We start from the raw sequence: 23,246 nt of genomic DNA on the forward strand, positions 1-23,246 counted from the left end.
GGCCGTTCCCCCGGGCGCGGCCCGCAGGTTTTCCAACTGCCTTTCCCAATCGTGCATCTGGAGCGTCGAACCATGCGATACAAGAAGACGATGTTGAGTGTTCTCTGTGCCCTCGGCCTGCTCGCCGCCGCGGCGGGCGCCCAGGCGGAAGGCTGGTGCGAGTCCGGCAAGGCGGTGAAATTCGCCGGGCTGAACTGGGAGAGCGGGACGCTGCTCACCGAACTGATGCAGTTCGTCCTGGCCAAGGGCTACGGCTGTACCACCGACAGCCTGCCGGGCAACTCGATCACCATGGAGCAGGCGCTGAGCACCAATGACATCCAGGTCTTCGCCGAGGAGTGGATCGGCCGCAGCGACGCCTGGAACAAGGCCGCCGCGGCCGGCAAGGTGGTCGGCGTCGGCGAACCCATCGTCGGCGCGGTGGAGGGCTGGTACGTGCCGCGCTACGTGATCGAGGGCGACCCGCAGCGCAAGCTCGAGGCGAAGGCGCCGAAGCTGCGCTCTATCGCCGACCTGGCGCAGTACGCCGAGGTCTTCCGCGACCCGGAAGAACCGGGCAAGGGGCGCTTCTACAATTGCCCGGCCGGCTGGACCTGCGAGCTGGAGAACAGCGAGATGCTGAAAAGCTACGGCCTGGAGGAGACGTTCACCAATTTCCGTCCGGGCACCGGCCCGGCACTGGACGCGGCGGTGCTGTCGAGCTATCGGCGCGGCGAGCCTATCCTGTTCTACTACTGGTCGCCGACGCCGCTGATGGGCCGCGCCGACCTGGTGCGCCTGGAGGAAAGGCCCGGCGTCGACAAGCGCATCAGGATCCAGGTCGGCCTGTCGCGGACCTTCCACGACCAGGCGCCGGAGCTGGTGGCGGTGCTGGAGAAGGTCAACCTGCCGGCGGAGCTGCTGAACAGCGACCTGGCGCGGATGGCCAAGGACCGGATCGATGCGGCGCGCCTGGCGCGCGAGTTCCTCAAGGAGCACCCCGAGGTCTGGCACGCCTGGGTCGACGAGGACGCGGCGAAGAAGATCGAAGCGGCACTCTGAACCCACGACCGACGAGAGCAGACCATGTTTCCCGAACGCCTGACATTTTCCATCGCCGACTGGGTCAACGCTTGGGTCGACGCCCTGGTGACCAACTACGGCGACCTGTTCCGCAAGATCTCCGACACCCTGCTGTGGGCCATCGTCAACCTCGAAGGGCTGCTCCGCGCCACGCCCTGGTGGCTATTGCTGGCGATCGTCGCGGCGATCGCCTGGCACGCCACCCGGCGCCTGCTGCCGACCCTGGTGATCACCGGCCTGCTGTTCCTGGTCGGCGCCGTCGGCCTCTGGGACAAGCTGATGCAGACCCTCGCGCTGATGCTGGTGGCGACCTTCATCTCGGTGCTGATCGGCATCCCCCTGGGCATCCTCGCCGCGCGCAGCAACCGCCTGCGCGCGGTGCTGATGCCACTGCTGGACATCATGCAGACCATGCCCAGCTTCGTGTACCTGATCCCGGTGCTGATGTTGTTCGGCCTGGGCAAGGTGCCGGCGATCTTCGCCACCGTGATCTATGCCGCGCCGCCGTTGATCCGCCTCACCGACCTGGGCATCCGCCAGGTCGACAGCGAGGTGATGGAGGCGGTCAACGCCTTCGGCGCCAACCGCTGGCAGCAACTGTTCGGCGTGCAGTTGCCGCTGGCCCTGCCGAGCATCATGGCGGGGATCAACCAGACCACCATGATGGCCCTGTCGATGGTGGTGATCGCTTCGATGATCGGCGCCCGCGGCCTCGGCGAAGACGTACTGGTGGGCATCCAGACGCTGAACGTGGGCAAGGGCCTGGAAGCCGGCCTGGCGATCGTCATCCTCGCGGTGGTGATCGACCGCATCACCCAGGCCTATGGCCGTTCCCGGCACGAGACGAGCAAATGAGCGGTGCGCAGATGAACAAGATCGAAGTGAAGAACGTGTTCAAGATCTTCGGCCCGCGCGCCGATGCCGCGCTGGCGCTGATCCGCCAGGGACGCAGCAAGGCCGAAGTGCTGGCGCAGACCGGCTGCGTGGTCGGCGTCAACGACCTGTCGCTGTCCATCGGCGCTGGCGAGATCTTCGTGATCATGGGCCTGTCGGGTTCCGGCAAGTCGACCCTGGTGCGCCACTTCAACCGCCTGATCGACCCCACCAGCGGCGAGATCCTGGTGGATGGCGAGGACATCCTGCGCTACGACATGGAAGCCCTCCGGCAATTCCGCCGGCGCAAGATCAGCATGGTGTTCCAGAGTTTCGGCCTGCTGCCGCACAAGAGCGTGCTCGACAATGTCGCCTACGGCCTGAAGGTTCGCGGCGAAAGCCGGGCGCAGTGCCAAGAGCGGGCCCTGCACTGGATCGCCACGGTGGGCCTGAAGGGCTACGAGAAGTCCTATCCGCACCAGCTTTCCGGCGGCATGCGCCAGCGTGTCGGCCTGGCCCGCGCGCTGGCCGCCGACACCGAGATCATTCTCATGGACGAGGCCTTCAGCGCCCTCGACCCGTTGATCCGCGCGGACATGCAGGACCAGTTGCTGGAACTGCAGAAAACCCTGCACAAGACCATCGTCTTCATCACCCATGACCTCGACGAGGCGGTACGCATCGGCAACCGCATCGCGATCCTCAAGGACGGCCAACTGATCCAGGTCGGCACACCACGGGAAATCCTCCACCAGCCGGCCGACGACTACGTCGACCGCTTCGTCCAGCGGCGGGTGGCGAACCTATGAGCGACCTACCGAGCGTCGTGTTCGGCGACGGTCCGCTGCGTTGGCAGGAACTGGTCGCGGTGGCCCGGCACGGTGCGCGCCTGGAACTGTCGGCGGCGGCCTGGGCACGGATCGACAACGCCCGCGCCATCGTCTGCCGTATCGTCGCCAACGGCGAGCGTGCCTACGGCATCAGTACCGGCCTCGGCGCGCTGTGCGACGTCCTGCTGGAAGGCGAGCAGCTCGCCGAGCTGTCGCGCAACACCTTGCTCAGCCATGCCTGCGGGGTCGGCGAGCCGCTGCGCGACGAACAGACCCGGGCGATCATCTGTGCCGCCGTCGCCAACTACAGCCAGGGCAAGTCCGGGCTCGACCGTTCGCTGGTGGAAGGGCTGCTGGCGCTGCTCAACCACGGCATTACCCCGCAGGTGCCGGCCCAGGGCTCGGTGGGCTACCTGACCCACATGGCGCACGTCGGCATCGCCCTGCTCGGCATCGGCGAGGTCAGCTACCGCGGCAGCGTCGTGCCGGCCGCCGCCGCGTTGGCGGCGGAAGGCCTGGCGACGGTGCGCCTGGGAGCCAAGGACGGGCTCTGCCTGGTCAACGGCACGCCGTGCATGACCGGCCTCGCCTGCCTGGCCCTGGACGACGCGCAGCGCCTGGCGCAGTGGGCCGACGTGATCGGGGCGATGAGCTTCGAGGCCCTGCGCGGCCAACTGGCGGCGTTCGACGCCGAGATCGTTGCGCTCAAGCCGCATCCCGGGATGCAGCGGGTCGCCGCCAATCTGCGAGCCTTGCTGGCTGGCAGCCAGGTACTGGAGAACGCCCGCGGCATCCGCACCCAGGATGCCCTGAGCATCCGCTCGATACCGCAGATCCATGGCGCCTGCCGTGACCAGTTGGCCCACGCGGCGCGGCAGATAGAGACCGAACTCAACTCGGCCACCGACAACCCGCTGCTGCTGGGTACGCCGGAAGCCTATCGGGTGGTATCCCAGGCCAATCCCCACGGCGAATCGGTGGCGATGGCCGCCGACCTGCTGGCGATCGCCGTGGCCGAGCTGGGCGGGGTCGCCGAGCGGCGCCTGGATCGCCTGGTCAACCCGCTGGTCAGCGGCCTGCCGGCGTTCCTGGTGGGCAAGCCGGGAGTCAACTCGGGGATGATGATCACCCAGTACGTCGCCGCCTCCCTGGCTGGCGAGAACCGCCAGCTGGCGCAGCCGGCGGTGGTCGACAACTTCGTCACCTCGGCGCTCCAGGAGGACCACCTGAGCCTCGGCACCAGTGCCGCGCTCAAGCTTGGCAGGGCCCTGGAGAACCTCCGGCGGATCCTCGCCATCGAGTACCTGCTGGCCGCCCAGGCCTTCGAATTCCTCGCCCCGCAACGCTTCGGCCAGGGCACCGCGGCGGCCTGGGGCATCCTGCGCGAGCGCGTGCCCGCGTACGACACCGACCGCTGGCTGGCTCCCGACATCGCCAGCGCGGCGGCCATCCTAGGCGAGCGGAAGAGTCTCGCCCGGCTGGCCGCGAGCATAGGAGACCTGCAATGAAACGACTCTGGCAGCATTGCCATGCCGCCACCCTCAAGGGCGGCAAGTACTCGATCGTCGAGGACGCCGCCCTGGTCACCGACGGTCCGCTGATCCACTGGATCGGCCCGCGCGCCGAACTGCCGCCCGGCGACTACGCCGAACGCATCGACCTCGGTGGCGCCTGGCTGACCCCGGGGTTGATCGACTGCCACACCCACGCGGTGTTCGGCGGCAACCGCAGCGGCGAATTCGAGCAGCGCCTGGAGGGCGTCAGCTACGCCGAGATCGCCGCCGCCGGCGGCGGTATCGCCAGCACCGTACGCGCCACCCGCGAGGCCAGCGAGGAAGAATTGCTGGCCAGCGCGCGCAAGCGCCTGGAGCCCTTGCTGCGCGACGGCGTGACGGCGCTGGAGATCAAGTCCGGCTACGGTCTCGACCTGGCCAGCGAACGCAAGATGCTGCGGGTCATCCGCCGCCTCGGCGAACGCCTGCCGGCGACCGTGCGCAGCACCTGCCTGGCTGCCCATGCGCTACCGCCGGAATACGCCGGGCGCGCCGACGACTACATCGAGCATATCTGCTCGACGATGCTCCCCGCGCTGGCCGGGGAGGGACTGGTGGACGCGGTGGACGCCTTCTGCGAGCACCTGGCGTTTTCCCCGGCGCAGGTCGAGCGGGTATTCATCGCCGCCCGCGAGCTGGGCCTGCCGGTGAAGCTGCACGCCGAGCAGCTATCCTCGCTGCACGGTTCCAGCCTGGCGGCGCGCTACCGGGCTTTGTCGGCCGACCACCTGGAGTACATGACCGAGGACGACGCCCGCGCCATGGGCGAGGCGGGTACCGTCGCGGTGCTGCTGCCGGGCGCCTTCTACCTGCTGCGCGAGACCCAGCTGCCGCCGATCGATGCCCTGCGCCGGCACGGCGTGGCCATGGCCATTGCCAGCGATCTCAATCCCGGCACCTCGCCGGCGCTGTCGTTGCGCCTGATGCTGAACATGGCCTGTACCCTGTTCCGCCTGACCCCGGAGGAGACGCTGGCCGGTGTCACCCTGCACGCCGCCCGGGCGCTGGGGCTGGAAGCCAGCCACGGCAGCCTGGAGGTCGGCAAGCTGGCCGACTTCGTCGCCTGGGACATCGAGCGTCCGGCGGAGCTGGCCTACTGGCTGGGCGGCGATCTGCCGAAACGCGTCATTCGCCACGCCGAGGAGGTATACCGTGGATGAAGTCCTGAGTTTCAAGCGCGGCCGCGTGCCGCTACTGATCAGCATGCCGCACCCCGGCACGCGCCTGACCCCGGCGGTGGACGCCGGCCTGGTGGAGGAGGCGCGGGCGCTGACCGATACCGACTGGCACATTCCCCGGCTCTACGATTTCGCCGAGGAACTGGGCGCCAGCACCCTGGCTGCCCACTATTCGCGCTATGTAGTCGATCTCAACCGCCCTTCCGACGACAAGCCGCTGTACAGCACCGCCACTACCGGCCTGTATCCGGACACCCTGTTCGACGGCCGGCCGCTCTACCGCGAAGGCATGGCGCCGTCCGCCGAGGAACGCATGCGCTACCTGGCCGAAGTGTGGACGCCTTACCACCGGACCATCGCCGAGGAACTGGCGCGGCTGAAGGCCGAGTTCGGCTACGCGCTGCTCTGGGACGCCCACTCGATCCGTTCCCACGTGCCGCACCTGTTCGACGGCCGACTGCCCGACTTCAATCTCGGCACCAACGCCGGCGCCAGTTGCGATCCAGCGCTGGCGGCCCGCCTGGAGGCGGTCTGCGCTGCCGCCGAAGGCTACAGCCATGTGCTCAACGGGCGCTTCAAGGGCGGCCACATCACCCGCCACTACGGCCAGCCGGAGCAGCACGTCCATGCCGTCCAGCTGGAGCTGGCGCAGTGCACCTACATGGACGAGCAGGCCCCGTTCGCTTACCGCGCGGACCTCGCCGAAGCGACCCGCGCAGTCATCCGCGAACTGCTGGAAAGCCTCCTCGCCTGGGGTCGCGAGCGCTACGCCTGAGGTGCTCGGAGGCGGCGGACGCCTGGCCCGTCCTGGCGGACGTGAATGCCGCGGATGGGGTGGGGCGTCCGTGTCGGCATTCTGGAAATTTTCTGTTACAAATTTATTGAGGTCAGCGTTGATGCGGCCGGGAGGCCGAGTGCGCAAAGAGTTGCACAGCTGTTCTCCTCTATCCTCTCGGCCAGCATTTCCATCGCGCGGGCGCACGCGCGTCGCGCCCGGAACCGAATACGCCAGGAACGCACGGCTGCGTTTCCAAGAGGACAGTGAATGTTCGCCCCCGCCAACCAGACGCACTTCAGCCTTCGCATCGAAAACCTCCGGCACGACTTCCAGGTACTCGCCTTCCGCGGTCGCGAAGCCATCAGCCAGCCCTTTCGCTTCGACCTGGAACTGGTCAGCGAGCGATCCGACCTGGACCTCGACGCGCTGCTGCACCAGCCGGCCTTCCTGATCCTCTCGCCGAGCGGGCAAGGGGTCCACGGACAGCTCACCAGCATCGCCCAGGGGGACTCCGGCAAGCGCCTGACCGGCTATCGCGCGACCCTGGAGCCGCGCCTGGCCTACCTGGGGCTGTGCAGCGACCAACGCATCTTCCAGCGCCTCAGCGTGCCGGAAATCATCGGTCGGGTGCTGGAGGGCCACGGCATTCTCGCCGACGCCTACCGCTTCCAGCTGGGTCCGACGCCGTACCCGGCCCGCGAATACTGCACGCAGTACGACGAAACCGACCTGGCGTTCCTCAGCAGGCTCTGCGAGGAGGAGGGCATCCATTACCACCATGAGTTTTCTGCCCAGGGCCATGTGCTGGTCTTCGGCGACGACCAGACCTCCTTTCCGCGGCTGCAACGCCCCGTCGCCTACGTGCAGGACGCCGGGCTGGTCGCCGACCAGCCGGTGGTCAAGCGCTTCGGCGTGCGCTTCGACACCCGTGCCAGCCGGGTTACCCGGCGCGACTACGACTTCGAGCAACCCGCGTTGCAGATGCAGGCCGCCCATGGCCCGCAGCCCGGGGCGCAGCAACCGGACCTGGAGGACTACGACTATCCCGGCCGCTTCACCCACCGCGAGCGCGGCAAGCACCTGAGCCGTCGCGCGCTGGAACGGCATCGCGCCGACTACCTACAGGCCAGGGGCGAAAGCGACGAACCGGCGCTGCTCAGCGGACACTTCCTGACGCTGTCCGCGCATCCCCGCGGCGAATGGAACGATCTCTGGCTGCTTACCGAGGTTCTCCACGAAGGGCGGCAGCCGCAGGTACTGGAAGAGTCGATCGACAGCGACGTCGCGCAGGGCCAGGGCGATTTCCGCCAGGGCTATCGCAACCATTTCGTCGCCACTCCCTGGAGCGCGCATTTCCGCCCCCCGCTGGAGCATCCCAGGCCACGCGTGCTGGGCTGCCAGACAGCGGTCGTGACCGGCCCCGCCGGCGAGACCATCCACTGCGACCAATACGGCCGGGTCAAGGTGCAGTTCTTCTGGGATCGCCTCGGCCAGGCCGACGACAACACCAGTTGCTGGTTGCGCGTCGCCTCCAACTGGGCGGGCAAGCGCTATGGCGGCGTCGCCATCCCGCGGGTGGGCATGGAAGTCCTGGTGGGTTTCCTGGAGGGCGATCCGGATCAGCCGCTGGTCACCGGCTGCCTCTACCACAGCGAAAACCGGGTGCCCTACGAGCTGCCGCAGAACAAGACCCGCAGCGTTTTCAAGACCGACAGCTACCCCGGCGGCGGCGGTTTCAACGAACTGCGCATCGAGGACCGCAAGGGCCAGGAACAGATCTTCGTCCACGCCCAGCGCGACTGGGACGAGAACATCGAGCACGACCAGAGGATCCGCGTCGGCCACGAGCGCCACGACACGGTCGAGGGTGATAGCTACAGCGAGTTCAGGGCCGAGGAACAGCGCACGGTCCATGCCGACCGCAAGGTCGAACTGAAGGCGGCCGACCACCTCAGCGTCGCCGACGCGTTGCACCTGAGGATCGGCACCGGCCAGTTCGTCGAGGCGGGCGACGAGATCCATTTCAAGGCCGGCGACAAGGTAGTGATCGAGGCAGGCATGGAGCTGACCCTAAAGGGCGGTGGCAGCTTCGCCAGGCTCGACCCGGGCGGTGTCACCCTCGACGGCGCCCAGGTGATGATCAACAGCGGCGGCAGCCCCGGCATCGGTAGCGGCGTTCGTGCGCTGTCGCCGCTGCAACCGCTCGCGGCCGACGCCGCGGCGGCGGGAGGCGCCTTGTTGGGAGCCATCGCCCAGAAGATCGGCGAAGCGCCGCAGAAACTCCTACGTTTCGAACTCAGTCCGTTGCCCGGCGTGGCATCGGCGGCCAGGCAACCGTATCGGCTCTACGCCAACGGTGCCCTCAAGGAGGAGGGCATCGCCGACGAAGGCGGCGCAATCAGCTTCGAACCGCTTCCGGGCGAACGCACCTATCGTATCGAGACGGCCAATGGCCACGCCTACGAAGTGGAGATGGTCGACCGGCCGGACGCACTGCAGGTCGACGATCGGCTCGCCCAACAGGGGTTCCGCGACTACCGGGCGGAAATGCCCCAGCACAAGCCGCGTTCCGCCCCGGACGCCTACCGGCGCGACGCCTCGCGGCCCGGCGCCGCCGACAAGGATGAGCCCACGCCATGAGCGACCTGTACAAACCGCAGACCCTCAAGCTGTACGCGCAACAGGCCGGCAGCGTCCGGCTGACCCTCGACTGGTTCGCCAACAAGGCCTTCTACCCACCGCGCGCGGGTGTGCACATCAAGCCGCTGATCAATGGCCAGGCGGCCTTCGACGCGGTGCATGCGGCGATGGAAGCGGCCCGGCACAGCATCGACATCATCACCTGGGGCTTCGACCCGGCCATGCGCTTCAAGCGCCCCGACGGACCGCGAATCGGCGAATTGCTGCAGACGAAGGGCCGCGAAGGAGTGCAGGCGCGGGTGCTGGTCTGGAGCAACCAGCTCGCCAGGCTCAAGGAAAACACCATCCCCGGGGCCGGCGTCGGCGGTTCCGGCGGCACCTGGGTGGGCTCGGGCGTCGCCAGCGGCAGTGCGGTGGACAACGAGGTGCTGCGGCTGGAGCAGCGGCGCCAGCATAACCTCAACCTCATCGCGCGGCAGCAGGAAGCCCTGGAACGCTCGGAACGGCTGCACCGCGAAGGCAGGCTGCCGAGCTTCGACCCGCGGGGCGCCGCCCACGCGCGGGCGCGCATCGCCGAGCTGGAGGCGGAGAACGCCGAGATCCAGCGCACTCTCGACAGCAGCGAGGCCCAGGGCTACGGCGGCAAGCGCGGTTCCGGCGGCACCCGCCAGGATCCCTGGGGGCAGATATTCACCCGCGACTGGTTCAAGGCGGTACGCGGCGGTGGGTTGCAGAACGTCGAGTTCCGTACCCGCGACTTCGAGCAGACGGCCAGGCCGGTGATGAACGGCGAGCAGGTACGCCTCGTCAACGGGCGGCTGCAAAGCCTGATCCACCTGTTGCGCGCCGATGGCATCGACGACCTGGGCATCGGCCAGTTGCTGGTACTCACCCAGTTCGCCAGCCATCACCAGAAGATGGTCCTGGTCGACTATGGTAGCCCGCAGGCCATCGGCTTCGTCATGGGTCACAACATGCACCGCAACTACTGGGACACCAGTGCCCACCTGTTCGACGACCGCGCCGCCGGTCGCGATCCCGGGTTCGGGCCCTGGCAGGATATCTCCATGCAGGTCCAGGGACCGGTGCTGGCCGACCTCAGCCGCAACTTCAGCGAGGCCTGGGACCTCGAGACGCCGTGGTACAAGCGCTGGTTCTCGACGCCATCGCTGACCGCCGAGCGCGACGCCTTGCCGCTGCCGAAGATCGCCACGCCCGCCAGCAACAGCGTTGCGCAGATTTGCCGGACCCAGCCACAGGACGGCGAGCGCTCGATCCTGGAGCACTATCTCAAGGCCCTGGGCAATGCCACCGACTACGTCTACATGGAAAACCAGTACTTCCGTTATGCCGGCTTCGCCGAGCGCCTGCGGAAGACCGCGCAGGCCCGCAAGGCCCGGGGCGTGCCCGGCGACCTGTACCTGTTCGTCGTGACCAACACCCCCGACTCCAGCGACGCCTCGAAGACCACCTACGACATGATGAAAGGCGTGGGCCAGGAGCAGCTGATGCCGCAAGTGCAGCGCGACCTGGCGCATGACCTGCGGGAAAAGCGCGAGCAGTTGAAGCAGCTCAGGGAAAACCCGCACCCCGATCCCTATGTCCGGCGCGGCCAGGAAAACAACATCGAACGGCTGCAACGCAAGATCGAGGCGCTCGAAGAGAAAGGCGTGACGCCGGAAGTCGAGCAACGCCTCGGCGGTCTCGGCGCGCAGGACATTCCCGAACTGGCGAAGAACACCGGCGAGGACGACAAGCCCTACCAGCTCGCCGACGTGCCCGGCCTCAAGGTGGTCATCGCCACCCTGGCCACCAGCGACCCCGCCCCCGGCAGCCCGCCGCCAGTACGCATGTCCGCCGAAGCCGAGGCCGCCCTCGGGGCGCCGCCGCTGAAGGCGCGCTACAAGCACATCTACGTGCACTCCAAGCTGCTGCTGGTGGACGACCTCTATACCCTGCTCAGCTCGGCCAATATCAATGTCCGCAGCATGCATAGCGACAGCGAATTGGGGGTTGCCCAACCCAATCCGGATTTGGCGAGGGCGATGCGGGAGGAGTTGTGGGGGGCACATGCTTATAAGTTGGCCGAAACGACCGAAGAAAACTTCAAGCTGTGGAATCAGAAGATGGATAAGAACTGGAAGCAGCAGCGAAATGGTGAATCTCTAACGACCCATTTATTGCGGTTCTGGGATGTCACCACACCCTATAGTCCCAATTTTACGGTGGACTGAGCGATGCGTATCTCTATTTGTCTGTTCACTTTCCTGCTGAGTTTCGGAGTTTCCGTTATGGCCGACAGCAAATCATTCGTCTGCGTTAATGAAAAAGACCATCTTCCTCCGTTGGATTCGCAAGCCGATGCTTGGTACCGCGAAGCAGCCGCCTTGGCCAAGCCCGATACTCTGCGGCCCTGGGGCCGTATCGTCGAGCTTTACAGCAAGGCAGTGGAGCGTGGCCACTGGAAGGCCATGCATAACTTGGCGAACCTCTATCGTACCGGTTGGCCGGGAGGTGTGGAGAAGGACACTCAGAAAGCTCTAGACCTTTACCAGAAAATGATCGATCTGAAGATTCCTCAAGGTTTCTATAATATGGGGGCAATGATCGGTAATCGTGCCGGGGTCAATAATCCTGCAACTGATGGTCTTACTTTTCTTGATAAGGCTGCTAGCCTAGGAAATCCGCCGGCGCTAACCGAACTGGGTAAGCTTTATATTTATGTGGCCAAAAACAGAGAGTTGGGTTTGGCATATACCCAATGTGCTGCGAGTCAGGGTTATGCTCCGGCAAACTATGAGTTGGGGAGTTACTACGAACTCGTTGAACACAACTTTCCAAAAGCAGCAAGATATTATCTTCTTGCTGCCAGTCAAGGAAATGATGATGCTGCCCTCTTCATGTCCGGAGTTTTTGATAAGACCAGTCCCGATGTTGACAGAATGTGGTACTCCCCCGATGAAAAACTACACAAGGAATATTATTCAATCTATAAAAAGCTTGAAGCTGATCCTGATTTACGTTTTCCCAACCTGATGAAGGAGCATCCGTTACCACCTCATCCCACTCAGGGCTACGACGCAGATCGGCCTGACTGGAAACCGGAGCAGTGATGCGGCTGATGGCTATTGGACTTTGGGCCGTGCTGTGTCTTGCAGCCGTCCCCGTGATGGCCAACAGCAAATCGTTTGTCTGCGTTAATGAAAAAGGCCATCTGCCGCCGTTGGATTCGCAAGCCGATGTCTGGTACCGCGAAGCAGCCGCCTTGGCCAAGCCCGATACTCTGCGGCCCTGGGGCCGTATCGTCGAGCTTTACAGCAAGGCAGTGGAGCGTGGCCACTGGAAGGCCATGCATAACTTGGCGAACCTCTATCGTACCGGTTGGCCGGGAGGTGTGGAGAAGGACACTCAGAAAGCTCTAGACCTTTACCAGAAAATGATCGATCTGAAGATTCCTCAAGGTTTCTATAATATGGGGGCAATGATCGGTAATCGTGCCGGGGTCAAGAATCCTGCAACTGACGGACTTACTTTTCTTGATAAGGCTGCTAGCCTAGGAAATCCGCCGGCGCTAACCGAACTAGGTAAGCTTTATATATATGTGGCCAAAAAAAAGGATTTGGGGTTGGCGTATACTCACTGTGCTGCTAGCCAGGGCTATGCGCCGGCTAATTATGAGTTGGGAGCGTATTACAAGATAGTGGAGCACAATTTCCCAAAGGCACTGGTTTATTATCAGGCGTCAGTCTCTCAGGGGGGCAAGAGCGCGGCTTTTTTCCTATCACGAGTCTTCGGAAGTGAGACTCCTCCTGCAAGTGCAATGTGGTACGCCCCCGACGAAAAGTTGCAAGAAGCGTATTATTCAATCTACAAAAAGCTTGAGGCCGACCCTGACTTACGTTTCCCCCATCTGATAGAAGACCATCCTCTGCCTCCTCACCCCACCCAGGGCTACGACGCGGACCACCCAGACTGGAAGCCGGAGCGGTAAGTACGCGAGGCGTGGGCCAGAACGACGTCCAAGGTTTCCAGCGGCAGGCCAGGCGGCAAATGCTACATCTGCACGGCCCGCAAACGCTCCTCGGCCTGGCGGGCGAGCATCCGCAGCAGCGGAGCGAGGGTGTGCGGCGGGGTTTCGTCGGCGCGGGTGATGGCGTAGAGGGTGACCGGGAAGGCCGGGCTCAATGGGCGGATCGCGGTGCTGTGCGGGTCGGCGCCGAGGGCGGTGAAGGGATCGACCAGCGCCAGGCCCGCCCCAGCCTCCACCAGGGCGCGGGCGAGGGCGTAGGTCTGCACGGCGATCTTCACCTGCGGCGGTGGCTCCACGGCGCTGAGGTAATCCTCCAGGCGGGCGAACAGCGGGTCGGCGGTGGACAGCCCGATCAGCGCTTCGCCGGCCAGCCCGGCCAGGCTCAGCGGCTGCCGGCGTTCCGCTTCGGGCCAGTGTTCGCGCGGCGCCAGGGCCACCAATACGCCGCTGGCGATGGCTTCGCCGCGCAGGCCGGGGTGTTCCGGCTGCTTCAGGCTCAGGGCCAGGTCCAGTTCGCGCATCAGCAGGCCCTGCACCAGCTCGCGCGAATGCAAGGTGGCCAGTTCGCAGCCGCTCTGCGGATAGCGCGCGCTCCATTCGCCGATCGCCCGCGGCAGCAGCGACAGCGCCAGGGCCGGGGTGGCGCCGATGCGCAGGCTGTGGCCCGGCTGGCGCCGCAGGTTCTGCGCCAGGCGCCGCACCGCCTGCAGGCTATCGCTGAGCTTGGCCACTTCGCGCTCCAGTTCCAGCGCTTCCGGAGTCGCCAGCAGCTTGCCGCGCACTCGCAAGAACAGCGGGAAGCCCAGTTGCTGCTCGGCGTGCTGCAGGACCTTGCTCACCGCCGGTTGGGACACATGCAGCAACTGTGCGGCGCCGCTGACCGAGCCAGCCTGGCGGATCGCCTGGAACACTTCGATATGGCGGAGCTTCATCGGCGCGATCCCATAACCTGGATTTATACCCTGGCCATCTTTATTCATTGTCCTACCGCTGTCATCCGCGCCTATCGTCGAAGCCCTGGAAAACACCTGGATAACGATTGTCATGGCTCAGCGGGTTTGCATCATCGGCGCCGGCGTGGTCGGCCTGGCCACGGCCTACGCCCTGGTTCGCGAAGGATTCGACGTGACCCTGGTGGAAGCGCGCGAGCGGGGCGGGCTGGAAACCAGCTACGCCAATGGCGGGCAGTTGTCCTATCGCTACGTGGCGCCATTGGCCGACAGCGGCGTGCCGGCCCAGGCGCTCGGCTGGCTGCTGCGCAACGATGCGCCGTTGCGCCTGCGGCCGCGTCTTGATCCGGCGCAGTGGCGCTGGCTGCTGGGCTTCCTCGCGGCCTGCCGCGGCTCGCTGAACCGCCGCAATGCCGCGCACCTGCTGCGCCTGGCATTGCTCAGCCAGCGCACCCTGCAGGACTGGCGCGAGGAGGATGGCCTCGATGGCTTCGACTGGCGGCGCAACGGCAAGCTGGTGGCGTTTCGCCAACCGGCCAGCTTTGCGCGGGCCCGCCAGGGCCTGGCCGATCCCTCGGCGCAATTCGTCCTGTCCGCCGCCGAGTGCCGCGAGTTGGAGCCGGCCCTGTCCGACGCGCCCTTCGTCGGCGGCATCCACACGCCGGACGAGGAGGTCGCCGACTGCCATGCCTTCTGCGTGCAACTTGCCGAGCGCTTGCAGGCTTCCGGACATTGCCGGCAACTGCATGGCCGCAGGGTGACGAAGATCGTCGAGGGCGGCGCGGCGGTGCGTGGCGTCGAGGTCGGCGGCGATCTCATCGAGGCCGATCATGTGGTGCTGGCCGCCGGCTACCGCAGCGCCGAATTGATGCTGCCGGGCCTGCGCCTGCCGCTATACCCGCTCAAGGGCTATAGCCTGACCCTGCCGGTCGGCGCGCAGCACCGCGCGCCGGATACCAGCATCACCGATTACGACCGCAAGATCGTCTACGCGCGAATCGGCGAGCGGCTGCGGATCGCCGCGATGGTCGACATCGTCGGCTTCGACCCCGGCCTCGAGCCCGCGCGCCTGGCACTGCTGCGCCAGCAGGCGCGAGACACGTTCCCGCAGGGCGGCGATTTCGACGCCGCCGTCGAATGGGCCGGCATGCGCCCGGCCACGCCCACCGGGGTACCGCTGGTGGGCAACGGCGGCTACCGCAACCTCTGGCTCAACCTCGGCCACGGCGCGCTCGGCTTCACCCTGGCCTGCGGCAGCGGGCGCCTGCTGGCCGAGCAGATCGGCCGCCGCCCGCCGAGCATCGATACCTCTGGCCTGCTTCCGCGCGGCGCGCTGGCTGGCTGAATTCCCCTCGACCTGGAGCACTCCCATGGAACCGACCCGTATCGCCACCAACGACCGCCTGTCCGCCGCGGTCTGCTTCGACGCCCTGGTATTTCTTTCCGGCCAGGTGCCGGGCCAGGCCGAGGATATCCATGGCCAGACCCGCGAGGTGCTGGCGAAGATCGACGCGCTGCTGGCCGAGGCCGGGTCGCGCAAGGAGCGTATCCTCAGCGCGACCATCTACCTGAAGGACATCGCCCGCGATTTCGCCGCCCTGAACGAGGTCTGGACCCAGTGGTTGCCGACCGGCCAGGCGCCCAGCCGGACCACCGTCCAGGCGGAGCTGGCGCGTCCGTCGGTGCTGGTGGAGATCACCGTGGTGGCGGCCAGGGGCTGACTTACTTTCCATAGCCATAAGAAAAAAGAGGCAGAACCTCCGATGAAAATCCTTGTATCCAGCACTCTCGCACTCTCCCTGTCGCTCGCCATCGGCGCCGCGCAGGCCGAGGAACTCAGCGGCACCCTGAAGAAGGTTGCCGACAACGGCACGATAACCCTGGGTTATCGCGATGCCTCGGTGCCTTTCTCCTACCTTGGCGATAACAGCGGCCAGCCCATGGGCTATTCGGTGGAACTGGCCGACAAGGTGGTGGAGCGGCTCAAAAGCACCCTCGGCAAGCCGGAACTCAAGGTGAAGTACAACCTGGTCACTTCGCAGACCCGTATCCCTCTGGTGCAGAATGGCACCGTCGACCTGGAGTGCGGCTCCACCGGGGTCACCGCCGAGCGGCAGAAACAGGTGGCGTTCTCCTACGGCTTCATCTACGTCAAGGGCCAGTTGCTGACCCGCAAGGACAGCGGCATCGCCCACTTCGACGACCTCAAGGGCAAGAACGTGGTGACCACCGCCGGCACCACCAACGAGCGCTACCTGAAGAACTACAACGCCGAACACAAGCTGGGGATGAACGTGGTCAGCGCCAAGGACCACGGCGAAGCCTTCCAGATGCTGCAATCGGGTCGCGCGGTGGCCTTCTACATGGACGATGCGCTGCTCTACGGCGAACGCGCCAAGGCGCGCCAGCCGCACGACTGGGTGGTGGTCGGCGAGCCGCAATCGCGGGAGATCTACAGCTGCATGGTGCGCAAGGACGACCCGCAGTTCCTTGCCCTGGTCAACGAGACCCTGGCCGGGCTGTATCGCTCGGGCGAGATACAGGGCATCTACCAGCGCTGGTTCCAGCAGCCGATCCCGCCCAAGGGGTTGAACCTGGAGTTTCCCATGACCGCGGAGCTGAAGGCGATCCTCGAGAACCCCACCAGCGATCCGGTGCAGTGAGCGTCTAGCGCTGCAGGCCGAGGTGGCGGATCGACGGCGTCGGCGCGTCCAGGCGCGACCAGACGTCGTCGGCCAGTTCGGCCGGATAGAACGACGGCAGGCCAGGCAGTTCGTCGCGGGCGATCCAGCCGACCTCGCGGATATCGAACTCGTCGCCGCCCAGGCCCTTCAGGTTGGCCAGGGTCGGCTCGCCACGCCAGGCGTCGATGCGGTAGAACAGCTCCATGTGGAAGCGCCCGGCGGCGGGTTCGGCGAATTCGCGCACGTAGACCAGCGGGCCGACGTCCACCCGCAGGCCGGTCTCCTCGAAAAACTCGCGCCGGACGGTATCCTTCGTCGATTCGTCGCATTCCGACTCGAAGCCGCCGCCGGGCGGAATCCAGTAGATGTCGCCGCCGACCTCGTGGCGGACCAGCAGGATGCGTTGCTCCACCACCAGCAGGCCGGCGGCGCGGATACGGTGTCGCAAGGCCTCGGCCATGCTCGTTCTCCCGGCGCCAGGCGCCGTTGCTTGGATTGATGGTTTCCCCTCTACCGGGGCGGACATGAAAGCCGCTCGGTTTTTTTCCCGGCGCCGAAGTATCATGCGCGGCAGAGCAAAGGACGGGCCCCGCTGTCGACGTTTGCGCCGGGGGCCGAACACATCGCCTCGGGAGCGCATCATGCTAGTTCTGTATCCGGAAATTAAACCCTACGCTCGCCACGAGCTGGCCGTCGACGAACCGCATGTGCTGTATGCCGACGAAAGCGGTTCGCCGGACGGACTGCCGGTCGTCTTCGTCCACGGCGGCCCCGGCTCCGGTTGCGATGCCCTGTCGCGTCGCTTCTTCGATCCCAACCTCTACCGTATCGTCACCTTCGACCAGCGCGGTTGCGGCCGTTCCACGCCCCACGCCAGCCTGGAGAAGAACAGCACCTGGGAGCTGGTGGCGGACATGGAGCGCCTGCGCGAGCACCTGGGTATCGAGAAGTGGGTGCTGTTCGGCGGTTCCTGGGGCTCGACCCTGTCGCTGGCCTACGCGCAGACCCATCCCGAGCGGGTCCATGCGCTGATCCTGCGCGGCATCTTCCTCTGCCGTCCGCAGGACATCCACTGGTTCTACCAGGAAGGCGCCAGCCGCCTGTTCCCCGACTATTGGGAAGACTATGTCGCGCCGATCCCGCCGGAAGAGCGCGGCGACCTGCTGGCGGCCTTCCACAAGCGCCTGACCGGTAGCGACCAGATCGCCCAGATGCACGCTGCCAAGGCCTGGTCGACCTGGGAGGGCCGCACCGCCACGCTGCGCCCCAACCCCATGGTGGTGGACCGCTTCACCGAGCCGGGCAGGGCGCTGTCGATCTCGCGCATCGAGAACCACTTCTTCGTCAACCAGGGCTTCCTCAGGCCCAACCAGTTGCTCGAGGACATGCACCGCATCGCCCATCTGCCTGGCGTGATCGTGCATGGCCGCTACGACGCCATCTGTCCCCTGGACAATGCCTGGGCCTTGCACCAGGCCTGGCCGAACAGCGAACTGCAGATCATCCGCGACGCCGGGCATACCGCCAGCGAGCCGGGGATAGTCGATGCGCTGGTGCGCGCCACCAACGAGATCGGCCGGCGACTGCTCGACCTGCCGCCGGAGGCCGAATGAAGGCATTGCTGCAGCGCGTCGGCGCGGCGCGGGTGGAGGTTGGCGGCGAAATCGTCGGCTCCATCGATCGCGGCCTGCTGGTGCTGGTCGGGGTCGAGCCCGAGGATGGCGAGCGTTGCGCGGCGAAGATGCTGCACAAGCTGCTCAACTACAGGGTGTTCGGCGACGACGAGGGCAAGATGAACCGGTCCTTGCTGGACGTGCAGGGCGGCTTGCTGCTGGTCTCGCAATTCACCCTGGCGGCGAACACCCGCAGCGGACTGCGTCCGAGCTTCTCCAGCGCGGCGCCGCCGGCGCAAGGAGAGGCGGTGTTCGAGCACCTGGTGAAACTGGCGCGGGAGGCCTATCCGCAGGTGGCGACCGGGCGTTTCGGCGCCGACATGCAGGTGCACCTGGTCAACGACGGGCCGGTGACCTTCCTGCTGGAGAGTTGATCGGCGTCGAGGGGATTTTCCCCAAGGTGCTTCAGGGAGGGATGGCGGGGCCGGAACGGTGAATTTTTGTGACAGATACATGGCCTTTTGTCACAACCTCGGTGCATCATCCGCACGCCGATTTCATGCTGTACAGGACAGGCCGGCCGGCATCCCGATGCCGGGCGGGGCGTCCTGCAACCCAATGGACGGGAATCATTCCGCCCGGGCAGGGTCGGAACCTCTGGGGTCGCTAGCCGACGAGCGGCATGCCCCCTGGTCTTCCAGGCCCGGTGCACGTAACGCGAATGACTGGAAACAGGCATTCTTTTTGTCAGATCGCGCCAAATCTGGCTATCTATCGGGTTTGGCAGCGAATGTGGCGAAACCATGTTCGACCGGCACTCCGGTGCCGTCGGAGACCCCTGAACGGTCAGGGCGTCTTCAGTAATTCATGTTCACGGACGAGGGGGCCTCGTGATTTTCCGTTCCGTTTCAAACACCGATTTCCGCGCCCGCGTGCGCACCCTGCTGCTTGCCGGCTCGACCGCGCTGGCATTCGTCGCCGCCCCGGTATGGGCGTTCAGCATCGACGACGTGGCGAGCAAGGCCAAGGACCTGGCCGGCGACAAGTATTCCGCGCCGACCAGCAACCTGCCATCGGAATTCAGCGAAATGAAATTCGCCGATTACCAGCAGATCCGTTTCATCAACGAGCGCGCCTACTGGGGCAAGCTGAAGACGCCGTTCAAGCTGAGCTTCTATCACCAGGGCATGCACTTCGACACGCCGGTGAAGATCAACGAGGTGACCGCTACCACGGTCAAGCCGATCAAGTACGATCGCACCAAGTTCGATTTCGGATCCCTGAAGTTCGACGAGAATGCCACCAAGGATCTCGGCTATGCCGGTTTCCGCGTGCTCTATCCGATCAACAAGGCCGACAAGCAGGACGAGATCGCCACCTTCCTTGGCGCGAGCTACTTCCGCGTGGTCGGCAAGGGCCAGGTCTACGGTCTGTCGGCGCGCGGCCTGGCGATCGATACCGCGCTGCCTTCGGGCGAAGAGTTCCCGCGCTTCCGCGAATTCTGGATCGAGCGGCCGAAGGCGCAGGACAAGCAACTGGTGATCTACGCCCTGCTCGACTCGCCGCGGGCCACCGGCGCCTACCGCTTCGTGCTGCGTCCGGGCAAGGATGCGGTGATGGATGTCCAGGCCCGCGTGTTCCTCCGCGACAAGGTCAGCAAGCTGGGCCTGGCGCCGCTGACCAGCATGTACCTGTTCGGCTCCAACCAGCCGTCCGAGCAGCACAACTTCCGGCCCGAGCTGCATGACTCCAGCGGCCTGCAGATCCATGCCGGCAACGGCGAGTGGCTGTGGCGTCCGCTGAACAATCCGAAGCACCTGTCGGTGAGCACCTTCAGCGTGGAGAACCCGAAAGGCTTCGGCCTGCTCCAGCGCGGCCGCGAGTTCTCCCGCTACGAAGACCTGGATGACCGCTACGACCTGCGTCCGAGTGCCTGGATCGAGCCGAAGGGCGACTGGGGCAAGGGCACCGTGGAACTGGTGGAAATCCCGACCCCGGACGAAACCAACGACAATATCGTCGCGTTCTGGAACCCCGAGACCCAGCCTGAGGTCGGAAAGCCGCTGGACTTCGCCTACCGCCTGCACTGGACCATGGATGAAGACGAGCTGCACGACCCGAAATCCTCCTGGGTCAAGCAGACCATGCGCTCGGTCGGCGACGTGAAGCAGAAGAACCTGATCCGCCAGCAGGACGGCAGCACCGCCCTGGTCGTCGACTTCGAAGGGCCGGCCCTGAAGGACCTGGCGCCGGACGCGCCGGTGACCACCCAGGTCAGCACCGACAGCAACGCCGAGGTGGTGGAGAACAGCCTGCGTTACAACCCGGTCCTGAAAGGCTGGCGCCTGACGCTGCGGATCAAGGTCAAGGATCCGAAGAAGCCGGTGGAAATGCGCGCGGCGCTGGTCGACGAGGCGCAGAAGCCACTGAGCGAAACCTGGAGCTATCAGCTGCCTGCCGATGAATAACCCATCCACTACGAAAGCACCGCTGGCCGACTACCTCGCTCATCTTCCCCTGGCGGAAGAGGAGCGGGAGCGGCTTGGCGAGTCCGCTTCCTTCTCCGAGCTGCACGCTCGCCTGGCGGGAGCGGAAGGCGCCGCTGCCGATGCCGGGGGCGATCCCGCCCTGGCCTCGGTACGCGCCCGCCTGCAGCTGGGCACCCCTGAGCTGGACGACGCCGAGATGTTCGGCGTCGACGCCCAGGGTCGCACCTTCCTCAAGATTTCCCCGCCGATCCGCCGTACCAAGGTGATTCCCGAGCCCTGGCGCACCAACATCCTGGTGCGCGGCTGGCGTCGGCTGACCGGACGCAGCAACCCGCCCAAGCCCAAGCGTGCCCTGCCGCGGGCCCGCTGGCAGCGGGTCGGCTCGCTGCGCCGGTTCATCCTGCTGTTGTTGATGCTGGCGCAGACCTCGGTCGCCACCTACTACATGAAAGGCATCCTGCCCTACCAGGGCTGGGCCTTCGTCGACCTGGAGGAGCTGGCCCAGCAGAGCCTGCTGGATACCGTCCAGCAGGTGCTGCCCTATGTCATCCAGTTCGGCATCCTGACGCTCTTCGCGATCCTCTTCTGCTGGGTCTCGGCCGGCTTCTGGACCGCGCTGATGGGCTTCTGGGAGCTGCTCACCGGGCGTGACCGCTACCGGATCTCCGGCAGCAGCGCCGGCAGCGAGCCGATCGCCGCCGACGCCCGCACGGCGATCGTCATGCCGATCTGCAACGAAGACGTGCCGCGGGTATTCGCCGGCCTGCGGGCGACCGTCGAGTCGATGGCCGCCACCGGCGAGATGGAGCGCTTCGACTTCTTCGTCCTCAGCGACACCAACGACCCGGATATCGCCGTCGCCGAGCAGCAGGCCTGGCTCGAGCTGTGCCGCGAGACCAAAGGCTTCGGCAAGATCTTCTACCGTCGCCGCCGGCGTCGGGTGAAGCGCAAGAGCGGCAACATCGACGACTTCTGCCGGCGCTGGGGCGGCGACTACCGCTACATGGTGGTGATGGACGCCGACAGCGTGATGAGCGGCGACTGCCTGGCCAAGCTGGTACGCCTGATGGAGGCCAATCCTGAGGCGGGGATCATCCAGACCGCGCCGAAGGCGTCCGGCATGGACACCCTGTATGCGCGCATGCAGCAGTTCGCCACCCGCGTCTACGGCCCGCTGTTCACCGCCGGCCTGCACTTCTGGCAACTCGGCGAGTCGCACTACTGGGGCCACAACGCGATCATCCGCATGCAGCCCTTCATCGACCACTGCGCCCTGGCGCCGTTGCCGGGCAAGGGCTCGTTCGCCGGCGCGATCCTGTCCCACGACTTCGTCGAGGCTGCGTTGATGCGCCGTGCCGGCTGGGGCGTGTGGATCGCCTACGACCTCGACGGCAGCTACGAAGAACTGCCGCCGAACCTGCTCGACGAACTCAAGCGCGACCGCCGCTGGTGCCATGGCAACCTGATGAACTTCCGCCTGTTCCTGGTCAAGGGCATGCACCCGGTGCACCGCGCGGTGTTCCTCACCGGGGTCATGTCCTACCTGTCGGCGCCGTTGTGGTTCTTCTTCCTGGTGCTTTCCACCGCGCTGCTGGCGGTGCACCAACTGATGGAGCCGCAGTACTTCCTGGAACCGCGGCAGCTGTTCCCGATCTGGCCGCAGTGGCATCCGGAGAAGGCCATCGCGTTGTTCTCCACCACCCTGACCCTGTTGTTCCTGCCCAAGCTGCTCAGCGTAATGCTGATCTGGGCCAAGGGCGCCAAGGGTTTCGGCGGGGTGATCCGGGTGACCCTGAGCATGCTCCTGGAGATGTTCTTCTCGGTGCTGCTGGCGCCGGTGCGCATGCTCTTCCACACCCGCTTCGTGCTTGCCGCCTTCCTCGGCTGGTCGGTGCAGTGGAACTCGCCGCAGCGCGACGACGACGCCACGCCCTGGAGCGAGGCGATCCGCCGGCACGGCATGCAGACTCTACTGGGTATCGCCTGGACCCTGCTGGTGGCCTGGCTCAACCCGCGCTTCCTGTGGTGGCTGTCGCCGATCGTCGGTTCGCTGATCCTGTCGATCCCGGTATCGGTGATCTCCAGCCGGGTGAAGCTGGGCCTGCGCGCCCGCGACGAAAAGCTGTTCCTGATCCCGGAGGAGTACGACACGCCGCGCGAGCTGCGCGCCACCGACGAGTACACCTACGAGAACCGCTGGCATGCGCTCAAGGATGGCTTCCTCAAGGCCGCCGTCGATCCGTTGCTCAACGCCCTGGCCTGCGCCATGGGCACGGCTCGCCACAACCGTGCGCAAGCCATCGAGACGGTGCGCGGCGAGCGTATCGGCAAGGCCATCGATAAGGGCCCGGAACAGCTCGACGGCGCCACGCGCCTGGCTCTGTTGAGTGACCCGGTAGCACTTTCGCGCCTGCATACGCGGGTCTGGGAAGAGGACCGCGACGACTGGCTCGGCCGCTGGCGCAAGGCCGAGGCGGACGACCCCCACGCCGCCAGCGTACCGCTGGCCCAGGTAGTGCCCGGCGACGCCGGCTTGCTGCCCGCCGCCCAGTCCTGATCCCATGCC

19 protein-coding genes are annotated in these 23,246 nt (G+C 65.9%); 17 read left to right on the top strand and 2 right to left on the bottom strand.

The window, feature by feature from the left end; all coding sequences use genetic code 11:
- Nucleotides 1-72 precede the first annotated feature (72 nt).
- From FHW81_RS09455 to FHW81_RS09500, 10 genes are all read left to right on the top strand, one after another.
- Nucleotides 73-1,041 carry an ABC transporter substrate-binding protein gene (locus FHW81_RS09455; protein ID WP_096067540.1) on the top strand — a complete coding sequence of 323 codons (969 nt, stop codon included), beginning with the start codon at nucleotides 73-75 and terminating at the stop codon, nucleotides 1,039-1,041.
- 24 nt (nucleotides 1,042-1,065) lie between these two features.
- A complete protein-coding gene (locus FHW81_RS09460; RefSeq protein WP_003095946.1) occupies nucleotides 1,066-1,917 on the top strand; it encodes an ABC transporter permease in 852 nt (283 codons plus the stop codon).
- The gene (locus FHW81_RS09465) at nucleotides 1,914-2,744 is read left to right on the top strand and encodes a quaternary amine ABC transporter ATP-binding protein (protein WP_016264079.1); all 831 of its coding nucleotides are present in this window, start codon (nucleotides 1,914-1,916) and stop codon (nucleotides 2,742-2,744) included. The genes FHW81_RS09460 and FHW81_RS09465 overlap by 4 nt, the downstream gene beginning before the upstream one ends.
- On the top strand, nucleotides 2,741-4,273 hold the full coding sequence (locus FHW81_RS09470) for an HAL/PAL/TAL family ammonia-lyase (protein ID WP_003101754.1): 1,533 nt from the start codon (nucleotides 2,741-2,743) through the stop codon (nucleotides 4,271-4,273). The genes FHW81_RS09465 and FHW81_RS09470 overlap by 4 nt, the downstream gene beginning before the upstream one ends.
- Nucleotides 4,270-5,478: an imidazolonepropionase gene (hutI, locus tag FHW81_RS09475; RefSeq protein ID WP_003114456.1), complete on the top strand. Its 1,209-nt coding sequence runs from the start codon at nucleotides 4,270-4,272 to the stop codon at nucleotides 5,476-5,478. The genes FHW81_RS09470 and hutI overlap by 4 nt, the downstream gene beginning before the upstream one ends.
- Nucleotides 5,471-6,271, top strand: a complete 801-nt coding sequence (gene hutG, locus FHW81_RS09480) for an N-formylglutamate deformylase (protein WP_003095940.1) — start codon at nucleotides 5,471-5,473, stop codon at nucleotides 6,269-6,271. The genes hutI and hutG overlap by 8 nt, the downstream gene beginning before the upstream one ends.
- Nucleotides 6,272-6,541: 270 nt before the next feature.
- Nucleotides 6,542-8,914, top strand: coding sequence for a type VI secretion system tip protein VgrG (locus FHW81_RS09485; RefSeq protein ID WP_106120541.1), 2,373 nt, complete (start codon nucleotides 6,542-6,544; stop codon nucleotides 8,912-8,914).
- Nucleotides 8,911-11,148 carry a type VI secrection system-dependent phospholipase D effector PldB gene (gene pldB, locus FHW81_RS09490; RefSeq protein ID WP_057392909.1) on the top strand — a complete coding sequence of 746 codons (2,238 nt, stop codon included), beginning with the start codon at nucleotides 8,911-8,913 and terminating at the stop codon, nucleotides 11,146-11,148. Before FHW81_RS09485 ends, pldB begins: the two co-directional genes overlap by 4 nt.
- A gap of 3 nt (nucleotides 11,149-11,151) precedes the next feature.
- On the top strand, nucleotides 11,152-12,027 hold the full coding sequence (locus tag FHW81_RS09495) for a tetratricopeptide repeat protein (protein ID WP_106120542.1): 876 nt from the start codon (nucleotides 11,152-11,154) through the stop codon (nucleotides 12,025-12,027).
- Between the two features lie 8 nt (nucleotides 12,028-12,035).
- The gene (locus tag FHW81_RS09500) at nucleotides 12,036-12,905 is read left to right on the top strand and encodes a tetratricopeptide repeat protein (protein WP_073658739.1); all 870 of its coding nucleotides are present in this window, start codon (nucleotides 12,036-12,038) and stop codon (nucleotides 12,903-12,905) included.
- Nucleotides 12,906-12,967: 62 nt separating this feature from the next.
- Here the strand turns inward: FHW81_RS09500 and FHW81_RS09505 are convergent, their stop codons facing one another.
- Nucleotides 12,968-13,924 carry a LysR family transcriptional regulator gene (locus FHW81_RS09505; RefSeq protein ID WP_003121218.1) on the bottom strand — a complete coding sequence of 319 codons (957 nt, stop codon included), beginning with the start codon at nucleotides 13,922-13,924 and terminating at the stop codon, nucleotides 12,968-12,970.
- A 64-nt stretch (nucleotides 13,925-13,988) separates the two neighbouring features.
- Here FHW81_RS09505 and FHW81_RS09510 point away from each other — a divergent pair, with 64 nt between their 5' ends.
- Genes FHW81_RS09510 through FHW81_RS09520 form a run of 3 tightly spaced genes read left to right on the top strand, consistent with a single transcriptional unit; the run spans nucleotide 13,989 to nucleotide 16,557 of the window.
- Entirely contained in the window at nucleotides 13,989-15,239 is a 1,251-nt protein-coding gene (locus FHW81_RS09510) for a D-amino acid dehydrogenase (protein WP_003103445.1), read from the top strand.
- Between the two features lie 25 nt (nucleotides 15,240-15,264).
- The gene (locus FHW81_RS09515; protein WP_003095925.1) at nucleotides 15,265-15,615 is read left to right on the top strand and encodes a RidA family protein; all 351 of its coding nucleotides are present in this window, start codon (nucleotides 15,265-15,267) and stop codon (nucleotides 15,613-15,615) included.
- A gap of 42 nt (nucleotides 15,616-15,657) precedes the next feature.
- Nucleotides 15,658-16,557, top strand: coding sequence for a transporter substrate-binding domain-containing protein (locus FHW81_RS09520; RefSeq protein ID WP_003103446.1), 900 nt, complete (start codon nucleotides 15,658-15,660; stop codon nucleotides 16,555-16,557).
- Nucleotides 16,558-16,561: 4 nt separating this feature from the next.
- On the opposite strand, the gene FHW81_RS09525 is transcribed toward FHW81_RS09520, so the two are convergent.
- A complete protein-coding gene (locus tag FHW81_RS09525; protein ID WP_003095920.1) occupies nucleotides 16,562-17,038 on the bottom strand; it encodes an NUDIX domain-containing protein in 477 nt (158 codons plus the stop codon).
- Between the two features lie 181 nt (nucleotides 17,039-17,219).
- On the opposite strand from FHW81_RS09525, the gene pip reads away from it, so the two are divergent.
- The 4 genes from pip (at nucleotide 17,220) to mdoH (ending at nucleotide 23,237) form a co-directional block, all read left to right on the top strand.
- Nucleotides 17,220-18,191 (top strand): prolyl aminopeptidase, encoded by a 972-nt coding sequence (gene pip / locus FHW81_RS09530; protein ID WP_003095918.1) that lies wholly within the window; start codon nucleotides 17,220-17,222, stop codon nucleotides 18,189-18,191.
- A complete protein-coding gene (dtd, locus tag FHW81_RS09535) occupies nucleotides 18,188-18,625 on the top strand; it encodes a D-aminoacyl-tRNA deacylase (RefSeq protein WP_003103447.1) in 438 nt (145 codons plus the stop codon). Before pip ends, dtd begins: the two co-directional genes overlap by 4 nt.
- 456 nt (nucleotides 18,626-19,081) lie before the next feature.
- On the top strand, nucleotides 19,082-20,659 hold the full coding sequence (locus tag FHW81_RS09540) for a glucan biosynthesis protein G (RefSeq protein WP_003095915.1): 1,578 nt from the start codon (nucleotides 19,082-19,084) through the stop codon (nucleotides 20,657-20,659).
- The gene (mdoH, locus tag FHW81_RS09545; RefSeq protein ID WP_023089706.1) at nucleotides 20,652-23,237 is read left to right on the top strand and encodes a glucans biosynthesis glucosyltransferase MdoH; all 2,586 of its coding nucleotides are present in this window, start codon (nucleotides 20,652-20,654) and stop codon (nucleotides 23,235-23,237) included. The genes FHW81_RS09540 and mdoH overlap by 8 nt, the downstream gene beginning before the upstream one ends.
- The last annotated feature ends 9 nt before the right edge of the window (nucleotides 23,238-23,246 follow it).

Source organism: Pseudomonas sp. RC10-4-2 (genome assembly GCF_050433085.1).
GTDB lineage: Bacteria > Pseudomonadota > Gammaproteobacteria > Pseudomonadales > Pseudomonadaceae > Pseudomonas > Pseudomonas aeruginosa.